This window comes from Virgibacillus salinus (assembly GCF_900102415.1).
GTDB lineage: Bacteria > Bacillota > Bacilli > Bacillales > Amphibacillaceae > Lentibacillus > Lentibacillus subterraneus.
Window position 1 is genome coordinate 1,423,542 of record NZ_FNKD01000001.1, and the last position, 13,113, is coordinate 1,436,654.

Below are 13,113 nucleotides of genomic sequence, written 5' to 3' on the forward strand. Positions count from 1 at the left end.
TACGATAATTGTCGAACGGACACTCTCTTATTCAGAGTTGGTGGAGGGACAGACCCTGTGAAGCCCGGCAACCGTCACTTTAGTGAAAAGGTGCTAATCTGGTGCAAGGATATATCCTTGAACAATAAGAGCGAAAGGCCACAATTCCTTTCCTCATGATGCAGGAAGGGTTTTTTGTTTTTATAAAACATAATTTAATGATGAACAAATACTGAAAAGTTAGAGTTCCGTACCATAATTTTAGGGAGGATTTAGCCAAATGGCTTCGAATCGTCGATTATTCACATCTGAATCTGTAACCGAAGGGCATCCAGATAAAATTTGTGATCAGATTTCAGATGCAATCTTAGATGAAATATTATCAAGTGACTCTAATGCCAGGGTCGCATGTGAAACAACTGTGACAACAGGATTAGTCTTAGTGTCAGGAGAAATTACTACTTCTACATACGTAGATATTCCTGCTATTGTACGTCAAACAATTAAAGATATTGGGTATACGCGGGCAAAATTTGGCTTTGATGCTGATACATGTGCAGTACTTACTGCAATCGATGAGCAATCTGCGGATATTGCTGGTGGAGTGGACAATGCTTTAGAATCGCGTCAAGGTAAAATGAGTGATGAGGAAATCGCTTCAATTGGAGCAGGTGACCAAGGGCTTATGTTTGGCTTTGCCTGTAATGAAACAGAGGAATTAATGCCTTTAGCAATCTCGCTGGCACATAAATTAGCAAAGAGATTAGCAGATGCGCGTAAAGAGAATATATTGGATTACCTGCGTCCCGATGGCAAAACACAGGTGACTGTTGAGTATGATGAACATGATAATCCCGTAAAAGTGGATACTATTGTTATTTCAACGCAGCATCACCAGGATATAGCTTCAGATCAAATAGAGAAAGATTTGATCGAACATGTAATTCGCCCCGTTGTACCAGCGAATCTACTGGATGAATCAACAAAGTATTTTATTAACCCGACAGGTCGCTTTGTTATTGGAGGCCCACAAGGGGATGCAGGCTTGACAGGTCGTAAAATAATTGTTGACACATATGGCGGCTATGCGCGCCATGGCGGAGGAGCTTTCAGTGGAAAGGACTCCACGAAGGTAGATCGTTCCGGTGCATATGCAGCTCGTTATGTAGCCAAAAACATTGTAGCTGCGGATCTTGCTAAAACGTGTGAAGTTCAAGTAGCATACGCAATCGGAGTTGCTGAACCTGTTTCCATTGCAATCGATACTTTTGGTACTGGTGTGGTGAGTGAAGAAGCTTTGGTTACAGCGGTTCGCAAATTATTTGATTTGCGTCCAGCCGGTATTATTCGAATGCTTGACTTACAGAGACCAATATTTAGAAATACTGCAGCATACGGGCATTTTGGCAGAACAGACATCCTTTTCCCTTGGGAAAAAACAGATAAAGTAGAAGAATTGCAAGCTTTAGTAAAAAAATAATAGACATTATTCAAAAGATATTGCTCATGCAATATCTTTTTTTTATATGACGAAAACTTTTATTTGATTTCACTCGTATATATAGTAGGAATGTTTTGAAGGGAGTGTATAAGTCATTGAATGAGAATGAGTCTAAACTTATTAAAAAAATAAAGAAAGGTGATCATGAAGCATTTAAGTGTTTATATGAAAAACACGCGGACTATGCACTTCGAACCGCCTACTCGATTACGAAAAACAGAAGCGATGCGTCAGATATTGTTCAAGAGACATTTATTAAAATTTACCGTAATATTGAAACTTTTGATGTGAAGAGACCATTTAAACCGTGGTTTTATCAAATATTAATAAATGAAAGCAGGAGTTATTTATCAAAAAGGTCTAAACAAGCAATAAATATTGAATCGGACCGGTTATTGGACCAGTTAAACCGTAATGCCGAGAAAGACAGGCAGTTTGATGAGTTGGAACTGGGGCTCGATGAACTAGATGATAAAGACCGAACTATCCTGACATTAAAGTACTTAAATGGCTTTACCGAAAAAGAAATTGCCAAAATGCTTGGAGCAAATGTAAATACGATTAAGTCAAGGCTATATAAAGGAAGACAACGGTTAAAAGTTGCGATGGGAGGGATGAAGGATGAATGAAAAAGAGCTGGACAAAAAAATAGAAGATGAATTAAAAAAAGATACAAATTCGGCTTCGGAATTAAAGAATGAGACATGGAATAAAATTAATACAGAGCTATTTCAATCACCAGACTCCCATAAAAAGAAAGGGAAAAAGAGAGGCATTATCTCCGGACTAACTGCTGCTGCAATCGTCGCAATTGCTGTTTTCGGCATGACAGATCCAGGTCAGGCCATGATACAAAGTCTGAAGGATATGTTTGTCGAGGAGAAGGAGCAGGAGATTGAAATTGAAGGGCATAAGGAGGATAGCGACGTACAGTTAGAAGCAAATGAAGAGCTCCGTTATGTTATCTATATTGATGATTCACGCTATAAGATGGTTGAAGGAGATAGCAGTGACCGGATTGTACCTGAGCAGGAACTGGCAGACAGGTATCCGGAAGTTTCAATGGAAATCATGCGTAAGGAAGCAACCACTGAAGAGATGGTCGAATCCATTAAGAACTCCTTGGCTGACAACAAAATGGAATTGAGACAGGAAGAACAAGTTAATACCCCTATTAATGGTGTCGTGATCAGGGGGATTGGTCCAGGATATACGAATGAGGCTGGCAAAACAGGACAGCAGTGGGACACACCAATTGAAAAATATTATATAACAGAAACAAAAAATAATCAGGTGTTTGTTATTAAGCAAAGTTATTTCTTAGAGGCAGCTGAAGGTCATGGTGCAAGATTTGATTACATGCTGAAAAGCTTTGAGATTGTTGACTAACACCAATTCTGTCTAATAAATTTAGAAATGGAAATGCTTTTAATAACTATAAATAAGAAAAGTAAACACATTTCAAATTCAGCAAAGACTATCATAAGAAATTTTTATAAGAAAGAGGGATAAATAATGTGTGGATTTATCGGTATTCTACGTAATAATCCTGGCAAACCAAACGATGTATATAAAAATATATTTAGAGAACAAAATAATATTATGTCTCATAGAGGTCCTGATGATGAAGGTTATTTTCATGATGACTTCGTTTCTTTTGGTTTTCGAAGGTTAAGTATAATTGATATAGAATACGGGGCGCAGCCTTTAAGCTATGATGATGAAAAGATGTGGCTTGTTTTCAATGGTGAGATATACAATTATTTGGAATTAAGAAACGAATTACAGGCTGAAGGATATGAATTCACAACAGAGTCTGATACGGAAGTAATTGCGGCACTATTTTCGAAGCATAAGGAGGATGCATTTCAGTTCCTTAGGGGCATGTTCTCCATATTGATTTGGGACAAAGAGCTAGGAACACTATATGGTGCCAGGGACCCATTTGGTATCAAGCCGCTATTTTACCATGAAATTGGTGAGGGGATCGTATTTGCTTCTGAGAAGAAGAGTATTACATTAATGATGGAAGATGAAAAGGTAAATAGTGAAGCATTACAGCACTATTTAAGTTTTCAGTTCGCACCTGAGCCAATGACAATGACAGCAGGGATTAATAAAGTTGAACCTGGTCATTACTTTATTAAAAAACCTAATGATCCAATAGCTTTCAAACAATATTGGTCTGCTACATTTAATCCTATACTAATGGAGAAAGAGGATTGGATTAAACGAATTCAGGATGTCATGTATGACTCTGTCAGTAAGCATATGCGAAGTGATGTGCCAGTAGGATCCTTTTTATCTGGTGGTATCGATTCAACGATAATCGTAGCAATGGCAAAACGAATTAATCCAAACATCAAGACGTTTTCTGTCGGTTTTGAACGTGAAGGTTATTCTGAAATTGATGTTGCTAAAGAAACAGCTGACAAATTAGACGTTGAAAATATATCTTATATTATTTCACCAGAAGAGTATGTTGAAAAACTTCCAAAAATCATGTGGCATATGGATGATCCATTAGCAGATCCATCATGTGTACCGTTGTATTTCTTAGCTCGTGAAGCAAGCAAACATGTTACAGTTACATTATCAGGAGAAGGTGCTGATGAATTATTTGGCGGATACAATATTTATCGTGAGCCTGAATCATTAAAAATGTTCAATTCCATACCAACACCGGCCAAAAGTCTATTGGCAAGAGTAGCGGATGTATTGCCTGAGGGTGTACGTGGAAAAAGCTTTCTGGAACGTGGAACAACACCACTATGCGAACGGTATATTGGAAATGCGAAAATGTTTGAGGATAAAGAAAAATACCAGATTCTAAAAGTGTATAACGAAAATACATCTTATCAAAAGATTACAGAAAAGCTATATGACCGTGTGCGCGATTTTCCACTTGTGGACCAAATGCAATATGTTGATATTCATACGTGGATGCGTGGTGATATATTATTAAAAGCAGATAAAATGACGATGGCAAATTCTCTGGAGCTTCGTGTACCATTCTTGGATAAGGAAGTTTACCGGGTCGCAAGTGAAATACCTGTGGCTATGAAGATTGCAAACGGAACAACGAAAAACATTTTACGTGAAGCTTTCCGCGGAATTATTCCTGACCATGTTATAGATCGTAAAAAGCTTGGTTTCCCAGTTCCTATTCGGCATTGGCTAAAAAACGAGCTTAATGGTTGGGCCAGAAAGTTAATACAGGAGAGTCAAACTGATCATTTGTTGTATAAGTCCTATATACTTAACTTGTTTGACGCTCATTGTCAGGGGAAAGGTGATTACAGTCGAAAAATATGGACAGTACTAATGTTCATGCTTTGGCATCAAATTACTGTAGAAAATAAATTTGACATTAATGAGTTAAGTAAACCCGATGAAGCTATTGAATTACTTTCAAAAACAAAATCGCTAGGCTAAAAAGGGAAGCAGGCGTCTGGTTTAGTAAACCGTTATCGCCTGTTTCCCCATTTGTTTCCACGCAGCTTTAAATTCTTCTATTGGAGCTTTTTCGGTTCTATTTAATGGATCATTAAAATAAATAAATTCTTGGTCATATCCTGTAATTAAAACAGAATGTTCCTTCATGGTGATATCAATAGGCCCGTCTTTTGTTTGCCAAGTTGTGAATTGGCTTTTGGGAAGCTTTTTATAAGAAGTATTAATAATAACCCAAACTGGCCTGTTTTGGTTTAGCTGGTTTATAATTAGTGAGAAGTCTTTACCGGTGAAATCATAAACACGCTCAGCGCCAATATATTGCGCGGCTAAGTTGGCAATAGGTCCATGATATACCCCAAACCCAGGCTTAATAAATGAATACATATCTCCAACAAAGCCATTATTGGGATTTCCAAAATAGACTCCTTTATTAGTTAGTTTATATCGCGTTTTATCTTTTTTGACCTGTTTTGCTAGTTCAAGCTTACTTACGCTAACATCGCTATATTGCAGAAGCATAGCAAGACTTGTAACTTCACAGCCACGGGGAAGCTCTGGTAATTGCTTTAGATGTGGTGCCTTAAGATGAGCACTCCTGTTAACGCTGAACTGAGATAGTAAAGGATCAGAAGGCCGGGATATTTTTGCGGCAGGTTGATTGATTACCACATTGGCTGCTGTTAACAAAACCATCTTATTTTCATTTATATACACTGTACCAATGGATATAGCTGTTATAGTAAAAACGATTCCATATAGTTTGAATGATTTTTTTACCCATTTTATCGTAATTTTATTACTTAAAAGGATAAAAATAAGTGCTATGGTACAGGAAAGAATTAATAAAATGAGGTGCATTTTTTACACACTCCAATAGAACACAAAATAATATATACTTTATGTTATATCGGCTGATTGTTGTTAAATATAAAGATATCAGAAGTCCAAATTAAGGTCAGTATTTTCTTTGTAGTATTGCCCTTTTTCAACATATGACGTTCGTACACGTTCCATTTCATCATAGTCCTTGTCCGTAAGTGTGCGAACAACTTTAGCTGGTCTTCCTAAAGCCAATGAATGGGGCGGGATTTTTTTACCCGGTGGTACGAGACTTCCAGCACCGATAAAAGCGTGTTCGCCTATTTCTGCACCATCAAGTATCACGGATCCCATTCCAATAAGTGAATTGCTACGGATCTTACAAGCATGAAGTGTTACCTGATGACCAACTGTTACATCATCTTCAACTGTAACAGGCATGTTAGGACTTTGATGAATCAAAGAAAGATCCTGAATGCTAACTCGTTTGCCGATACGTGTAGGGGCAACATCTCCGCGAATAACAGTGTTGAACCACACATTTGATTGCTCACCAATAATTACGTCACCTATGACAGTAGCATTATTTGCAATAAAAACGGAATCATGAACTTCAGGTTTAGTATTTTTATAAGAATGAATCATTTGAATCCCCCTAAAATTTATGGTGATATAGGTAGTATAGCAAAATTTTTATACAATTATCGAATGTTTGTCTTGGGAACGGAGGAACTTAGTTGGGGTACAAAATACCAAAAACACCATTAACTTTAATGGCAATGGTCTATCGAAAGATCTTCCCAGCAGTAAATGCGGAGTTAGTTTTTTGGCAAGAAAGAGCAAATCAAATTCCGAATCAAGAGTTACGAACACAGGCGCTTGCAAGTATTCAATCAAAACGTTTCCATTGTTTGGGCGGAGCTGTCTATGCATTGTTAGCCGGGTATAAATGGAAAGATGCTATAGGCTTTATTGTTGCTTATCAAACGATTAGTGATTATTTGGACAATCTGTGTGATCGAAGTACCTCGATGGACCCTGATGACTTTCGTTTGCTGCACCAGGCCATGATTGATGCTTTAAGTCCTGGGAATTCGATAAAAAATTATTACGAACTTCGCACAGACCAAGTTGACGGGGAATACTTAGCCGATCTAGTACGAACCTGTCAAAAGATTTTTCGGAATCTGGATGAATATGAGGTTATTGGTGAGTATATTTTGAAACTGGAACAACTATATGGTGACCTTCAGGTACATAAACACGTTAAGGAAGATGAGCGGATTTCCCGGTTGAAGAATTGGTATGAAGCAAATAGGGGAAATTCGCTAAGCTGGTATGAATTTTCTGCATCAGCAGGATCTACTTTAGGCATTTTCTGTCTCGTAAGCTATACGTTAGGTGGGAAGATGACCAATGAACTTGCAGACAATATTTATAATAGTTACTTCCCGTATGTCCAAGGTTTACATATTTTGTTGGATTATTACATTGACCAAGAAGAAGATAAGCTTGAAGGGGATCTGAATTTCTGCAGTTACTATGACAATCATGAACAAATGAAGAAACGTTTTATCTATTTTATAGAACAAGCCGATAGACACGTCCAGTCTCTTCCGGATTCGAGTTTTCATGAGATGGTTCATCAGGGTCTAGTTGGTTTGTATTTAGGTGATCCTAAGGTAAGACAGCTTGAAGATGGAATGCAAATGACTGAGGATCTGTTGCATATAAGTGGTAGAAGTGCTCGTTTTTTTCATTGGAATACAAAATTATATTATAAATTTAGAAACCCCCGGGATTAATCTCTCGGGGGTTATTTTAAGGGGGCAAACAACCAAATAACCTCTTTGTCGGACACCAGGGACGTTATTCTGTTAAAAGCAAACAATATTAAGGTGTGAACGGATATCAGAGACGTTATTTCGCAAAATACCGCTGTTTTATTTTGATATATGTGAAAAAAGGGATTACATGTCCTCCTGGCAAGCCCCGCATTTTAATCCATTTTTATGGAGTCATGCAGTTATCTTCCCCAAAAGAATCAAATGTTAATTTCTCTTTTGAATCGCCAGGATAAATGGGGGGTCATTTTTTTGGTTAATAAAACCATAGTAAAGCACATGGAACAATTTTTGATCAAGCAAGTGCATGTATCTTACCAATTGTTCCTTTTCTGTTTCTCCACCTTCATGTCCGTGGTAAACAACGAGTACAACAATCCCGTTCTGCTTCATATGGGATAGTATACCTTCAACAGCTAATATAGTTGATTCACTTCTGGTGATGACTGATTTGTCACTCCCAGGCAAGTAGCCAAGGTTAAAAATAGCTCCACCAAGTCTGGTTAGCTTATCAACCGGCATATGATGGATAAAATTGCTGTGACTATCTTTTATGATGGTCGCATTATTAGATTTATTTAGTGCGAGTCTATTTTTAGTATTTGTAATTGCTTGATCCTGAATATCAAATCCGAATACATGACCATTTTCTCCAACTAGTTTAGTCAGGAAAAGGGTGTCGTGACCATTCCCGCAAGTGGCATCAATAACTGTATCGCCTTTTTCTACGGATTCCTCTAGAAGATGATGTGTGAAATTTAATATACCTTTTAGCATTTTAGATAGATAGCTCCTTAGTAATTCGATGATGTAATTAGTTTAGCATAGCACGAAATGGAGGGGGAAGTAAGTTGATTATTTAGAAAGACATTGACTGCAAAGATAGCCATTACACTTCCAGCGCTCATATATGTGTAAGTACTTGACAAACCGGTTTCCTTTCATTAGAATTCGATATAAATAAGCAAACGACGATGAGAAGGATTATTAATAAATTCATTCAGGTTTAGCGAGGCAGTGGCTGGTGTAAACTGCTCCTGAAAATTTATGAACTCACCTTTATTAAGTTGCAGAAATGAATGGAAGTAGTTTCTGTCGTAAATCTGCGTTAAGGATACAAGTGAACGTAGCAGTTTTGCGTTAATTTGGGTGGTACCGCGGGAGTAATAGCTTCTCGTCCCTTTAGATTGGGATGAGTAGCTTTTTTTATTCGTTTTGTTAAAGGAAAAAGGAGGAAATAACAGTGAGTTTCAATCATCAGGAAATTGAAAAGAAGTGGCAGAATTATTGGGAAGAGAACAGAACATTTCAAACAAATACTTATTCAAATAAAGAGAAGGTATACGCGTTAGACATGTTCCCGTATCCATCAGGAGCAGGTTTGCATGTCGGACATCCAGAAGGGTATACAGCGACAGACATCTTCTCGCGGATGAAGCGATTACAGGGGTATGAAGTACTTCATCCGATGGGCTGGGATGCATTTGGTCTTCCTGCAGAACAATATGCACTTGATACAGGTAACAGCCCAGCAGAATTCACAGCACAAAACATCGCAACTTTTAAACGGCAGATCCAGGAGCTTGGATTTTCATATGATTGGGATCGTGAAATAAATACGACAGATCCTAATTACTATAAATGGACACAATGGATTTTTACAAAACTGTATGAACATGGGCTTGCTTATATGGATGAAGTGGCTGTTAACTGGTGCCCAGCCCTAGGGACAGTTCTAGCCAATGAGGAAGTAATTGATGGAAAAAGCGAACGCGGGGGACACCCGGTCGTTCGGAAACCAATGAAGCAGTGGATGCTTAAAATCACCGCCTATGCTGATCGTCTACTGGAAGATTTAGATGAAGTGGATTGGCCGGAAAGTATTAAAGATATGCAACGAAACTGGATTGGCCGATCAGAAGGTGCAGAAGTGACATTTGGGATTGATGGGTATGATAAAGAATTCACAGCGTTTACTACACGACCAGACACCTTATTTGGCGCAACGTACGCCGTGTTGGCACCAGAACACCCACTGGTAGAAACGATTGTATCGGCAGAACAAAAAGATGCAGTTGATACTTATATGAAGGAAATCCAAACAAAATCCGATTTGGAACGTACTGATTTGGCTAAAGATAAAACAGGCGTATTTACAGGTGCATATGCAATTAACCCGGCAAATAATAAAAAAATGCCAATCTGGGTTGCGGACTATGTGTTGATGTCTTATGGAACTGGTGCCATTATGGCAGTTCCAGCACACGACGAACGAGATTATGAATTTGCAACGAAATTTGAGCTGCCAATTGTTGAAGTAGTTGCAGGTGGGGACGTCACCAAGGAAGCTTATGTTGGTGATGGAGCACATGTCAATTCTGATTTACTGAATGGAATGGATAAGGATGAAGCGATCAGTACCATGATCGAATGGCTTGAAGACAACGATAAAGGTGAGAAAAAAGTAACCTATCGCCTTCGTGACTGGCTATTTGCCAGACAGCGTTACTGGGGAGAGCCAATTCCAATTATACATTGGGAAGACGGTACAATGACGGCTGTTCCTGATGAGGATTTGCCAGTTGAGCTGCCAAAAATGAAAGAATTCAAACCTTCGGGAACAGGTGAATCCCCATTGGCTAATAGTAGTGATTGGATTAATGTTGTCGATCCAAATACAGGTATGAAGGGTCGTCGTGAGACAAACACAATGCCACAATGGGCGGGTAGCTGCTGGTACTTCTTGCGGTTTATTGATCCGAACAACCCGGACAAACTTGCTGATCCAGAAGCATTAAAAGAATGGTTGCCAATTGATATCTATATTGGAGGAGCCGAGCATGCTGTACTTCACCTGTTATACGCACGTTTCTGGCATAAATTTTTATATGACATTGGAGTTGTTCCAACGAAAGAACCGTTTATGAAGTTATATAACCAAGGTATGATTCTCGGGGAAGGCAATGAGAAAATGAGTAAATCCAAGGGTAATGTTGTTAACCCTGATGATATTATTGCTTCACACGGAGCAGATACACTACGTTTATACGAAATGTTTATGGGACCATTGGATGCCGCGGTTGCATGGTCAACAAATGGTCTGGATGGTTCACGTCGTTTTCTTGACCGTGTTTGGCGCTTGATAGTAAATGAAGATGGAAGTCTTTCTGAGAAGATCAGTAACAGCAGCGAAAATTCTTCGTTGGAGAAGGTCTATCATGAAACGGTTAAAAAAGTAACGGAGGATTTTGAGAACCTGCATTTTAATACTGGGATTTCACAAATGATGGTGTTTATAAATGAATCCTACAAGGCAGATAGTCTTCCAAAACATTTTGTCGAAGGTTTTGTCAAATTGATTTCTCCAGTTGCTCCACATCTATCTGAAGAATTGTGGAGCCGCCTAGGACATTCTGAAACAATAACTTATGAGAATTGGCCTGCCTATGATGAATCTAAGCTGGTAGAAGAAGAGACAGAAGTCGTTATTCAAGTTATGGGCAAAGTTCGAGCTAAAATTCAAGTAGCAAAAGATATCTCAAAAGATGAACTTGAAAAACAGGCATTGGAACATGATAAGATACAGGATTGGCTTGAAGGGAAAACAATTCGTAAAGTTATTGTAGTACCTGGTAAGCTGGTTAATATTGTAGCCAATTAGAATTAAAGGATCTCTTCTACTTATATAGAAGAGATCCTGGTTTTTAATTAGATGGTACCCATTCTGTTTGTAAAACTATCCATTTCCCATTTTCGTAATACCAAATCGTTTCAACAGTTCCTAATTGATCTGCATGGTAGGCGCCGCTTATTTGCTGATAACTCTTTAACCCGTATCCTTTTCGCTTGCTGATTATCACGGGGTCAAAGAAAGCTATTGGATCAACCATTGCTGATGATTTTTCTTCTATCAGTTTACCTTCTTTATTATATATTCCCAGCTGGATATATTCTGAAGCTCGATTTTCAACATCAACAATATATGGCTCTAGTTCAGGTGAGATTTGAATTTCTACCTTAAAGTTTTCTTTAAATTCACCTTTCACATAAGGCTGTTCAGGTAGTGGTATTTCTTTCAATTCGTCATTCTTTAATGTGTGTAAATGATAATAGTACAACCCCCCACTTCCGCCAGTTGCACTTTGATAAAAAATATCATTTACCCTGTCGTGATTAAGGTCAATAAATTGTAACTCAGGATCATATCCACCTTCATATGGAATTTTCCATTTTTGTTGATTGGCAGCTGTTATTTCGGTCCAGATATCTCTAAAGTAATCTGTATCATTTGAAAATAAAATTCCTTTTAGTAGTATTGTATCTTTCTGAGAGTCTCCTGTTATTTCTTCTTCATATTTGGCAATTGTTTTGGGCGTCGGTGCGTTGTTTTGCTGATCCGCTGCGTTTGTATTTATTGGTACAAGCAAAAAAAGCAACCCAACTGCTGTGATGAAATGTTTGATATAAATCACCTCACTGATGTTTAGTTGATTTATTTTGTGTTAGATAGTTGCAACCTATTCATACGTGGAGTTAAGATGAATAATATACTGATAAAAAGGATGGTTTTAAATGGATCATATTAATGAAGTAACCCCAAAGGAAGTGGAAAATTTAATTGAAAAGGACAATGATACAGTCGTTTTGGATGTACGGGAGGATGAAGAAGTAGCACAAGGAAAGATACCAAATGCCAAGCATATTCCACTTGAAAAAATTCCGCATTCTATGAACGATTTAGACAAAGGTAAAGATTATGTATTAGTATGCCGTTCAGGTAATAGAAGTATGACCGCGGCTTCATTCATGGATGAACATGGATTCAAAGTATCAAATATGGCTGGTGGAATGATGAATTGGAATGGTGAAGTTATAGTCTAGTTCGTGTTTCAACTTAATGGATGATATTTCCATGTTGTTTTCGGAAATTAATTATAATACACCGTTGACTTTTTTGTTTAGCGGTAGTAATATTGATTCTGCTGTCAAAAAAACAGCAAGCAAAATGTTGATTTTTGTTGGCAGTTAAGAATGTACAAACCCTTTCTTACTGCATAAGTGCAATTGAGGCTTTTGCCATTCATGCTAAGTTTTAAATATTGACAATAATCGTCAACAATGATATAATTTTTATGCTGTCGAAATAAATAATAAAACAGTGTAATTTGCTCCTTGAAAACTGAACAAAACAACCAGTATGTCAAGAAAACAGGATAAAAGTTAAACTTTTAAACCCTGATTTCAATTTTTAAAGCTAAGACAATAGATGATTGATTGGTGTCAATCATATTCAAACTAACTTTTATGGAGAGTTTGATCTTGGCTCAGGACGAACGCTGGCGGCGTGCCTAATACATGCAAGTCGAGCGCGGGAAGCAGACGGATCCCTTCGGGGTGAAGTTTGTGGAACGAGCGGCGGACGGGTGAGTAACACGTGGGCAACCTACCTGTAAGACTGGGATAACCCCGGGAAACCGGGGCTAATACCGGATAACATTTTTCAGCACATGTTGA

Annotated in this window: 11 protein-coding genes, 1 rRNA gene, 1 riboswitch and 1 other annotated feature; of the genes, 8 read left to right on the forward strand and 4 right to left on the reverse strand. The window is 38.1% G+C overall.

The features are described from left to right. Positions 1-24: 24 nt before the first annotated feature. A riboswitch (SAM riboswitch) is annotated at positions 25-131 on the forward strand. 128 nt (positions 132-259) lie between these two features. The 4 genes from metK (at position 260) to asnB (ending at position 4,915) form a co-directional block, all read left to right on the forward strand. Next, complete coding sequence (gene metK, locus BLS02_RS06730; protein WP_092492173.1) at positions 260-1,459, forward strand: methionine adenosyltransferase; 1,200 nt, start codon at positions 260-262, stop codon at positions 1,457-1,459. A 116-nt stretch (positions 1,460-1,575) separates the two neighbouring features. Then, positions 1,576-2,109: an RNA polymerase sigma factor gene (locus BLS02_RS06735; protein WP_092492174.1), complete on the forward strand. Its 534-nt coding sequence runs from the start codon at positions 1,576-1,578 to the stop codon at positions 2,107-2,109. Then, positions 2,102-2,869 (forward strand): hypothetical protein, encoded by a 768-nt coding sequence (locus BLS02_RS06740; RefSeq protein ID WP_092492175.1) that lies wholly within the window; start codon positions 2,102-2,104, stop codon positions 2,867-2,869. Before BLS02_RS06735 ends, BLS02_RS06740 begins: the two co-directional genes overlap by 8 nt. A 126-nt stretch (positions 2,870-2,995) precedes the next feature. Beyond that, the gene (gene asnB, locus BLS02_RS06745; protein WP_092492176.1) at positions 2,996-4,915 is read left to right on the forward strand and encodes an asparagine synthase (glutamine-hydrolyzing); all 1,920 of its coding nucleotides are present in this window, start codon (positions 2,996-2,998) and stop codon (positions 4,913-4,915) included. 21 nt (positions 4,916-4,936) lie between these two features. Here the strand turns inward: asnB and BLS02_RS06750 are convergent, their stop codons facing one another. Continuing rightward, positions 4,937-5,794, reverse strand: coding sequence for a C39 family peptidase (locus tag BLS02_RS06750; RefSeq protein WP_092492177.1), 858 nt, complete (start codon positions 5,792-5,794; stop codon positions 4,937-4,939). A gap of 78 nt (positions 5,795-5,872) precedes the next feature. Then, the gene (locus BLS02_RS06755; RefSeq protein WP_092492178.1) at positions 5,873-6,400 is read right to left on the reverse strand and encodes a gamma carbonic anhydrase; all 528 of its coding nucleotides are present in this window, start codon (positions 6,398-6,400) and stop codon (positions 5,873-5,875) included. 92 nt (positions 6,401-6,492) lie between these two features. Here BLS02_RS06755 and BLS02_RS06760 point away from each other — a divergent pair, with 92 nt between their 5' ends. Further along, positions 6,493-7,560 carry a tetraprenyl-beta-curcumene synthase family protein gene (locus BLS02_RS06760; protein WP_281243660.1) on the forward strand — a complete coding sequence of 356 codons (1,068 nt, stop codon included), beginning with the start codon at positions 6,493-6,495 and terminating at the stop codon, positions 7,558-7,560. 246 nt (positions 7,561-7,806) lie between these two features. Here BLS02_RS06760 and BLS02_RS06765 read toward each other — a convergent pair whose 3' ends face one another. After that, positions 7,807-8,376, reverse strand: a complete 570-nt coding sequence (locus BLS02_RS06765) for a tRNA 5-(aminomethyl)-2-thiouridylate-methyltransferase MnmM (protein WP_092492179.1) — start codon at positions 8,374-8,376, stop codon at positions 7,807-7,809. Positions 8,377-8,564: 188 nt separating this feature from the next. Next, positions 8,565-8,784 (forward strand) — a binding site (T-box leader). Between the two features lie 58 nt (positions 8,785-8,842). Between BLS02_RS06765 and leuS the strand changes: the two genes are divergently transcribed. Next, complete coding sequence (gene leuS / locus BLS02_RS06770) at positions 8,843-11,260, forward strand: leucine--tRNA ligase (protein ID WP_092492180.1); 2,418 nt, start codon at positions 8,843-8,845, stop codon at positions 11,258-11,260. A 43-nt stretch (positions 11,261-11,303) separates the two neighbouring features. Here the strand turns inward: leuS and BLS02_RS06775 are convergent, their stop codons facing one another. After that, entirely contained in the window at positions 11,304-12,026 is a 723-nt protein-coding gene (locus BLS02_RS06775; protein WP_254788735.1) for a hypothetical protein, read from the reverse strand. 145 nt (positions 12,027-12,171) lie between these two features. Here BLS02_RS06775 and BLS02_RS06780 point away from each other — a divergent pair, with 145 nt between their 5' ends. Next, positions 12,172-12,480 carry a rhodanese-like domain-containing protein gene (locus BLS02_RS06780; RefSeq protein WP_092492181.1) on the forward strand — a complete coding sequence of 103 codons (309 nt, stop codon included), beginning with the start codon at positions 12,172-12,174 and terminating at the stop codon, positions 12,478-12,480. Between the two features lie 420 nt (positions 12,481-12,900). Then, positions 12,901-13,113, forward strand: a 16S ribosomal RNA gene (locus tag BLS02_RS06785); the annotation flags it as partial.

Coding starts and splice junctions, on each gene's coding strand:
- metK (WP_092492173.1), top strand. CDS start 260: ATGGCTTCGAATCGTCGATTATTCACATCTGAATCTGTAACCGAAGGG.
- BLS02_RS06740 (WP_092492175.1), top strand. CDS start 2,102: ATGAATGAAAAAGAGCTGGACAAAAAAATAGAAGATGAATTAAAAAAA.
- asnB (WP_092492176.1), top strand. CDS start 2,996: ATGTGTGGATTTATCGGTATTCTACGTAATAATCCTGGCAAACCAAAC.
- BLS02_RS06750 (WP_092492177.1), bottom strand. CDS start 5,794: ATGCACCTCATTTTATTAATTCTTTCCTGTACCATAGCACTTATTTTT.
- BLS02_RS06755 (WP_092492178.1), bottom strand. CDS start 6,400: ATGATTCATTCTTATAAAAATACTAAACCTGAAGTTCATGATTCCGTT.
- BLS02_RS06765 (WP_092492179.1), bottom strand. CDS start 8,376: ATGCTAAAAGGTATATTAAATTTCACACATCATCTTCTAGAGGAATCC.
- BLS02_RS06780 (WP_092492181.1), top strand. CDS start 12,172: ATGGATCATATTAATGAAGTAACCCCAAAGGAAGTGGAAAATTTAATT.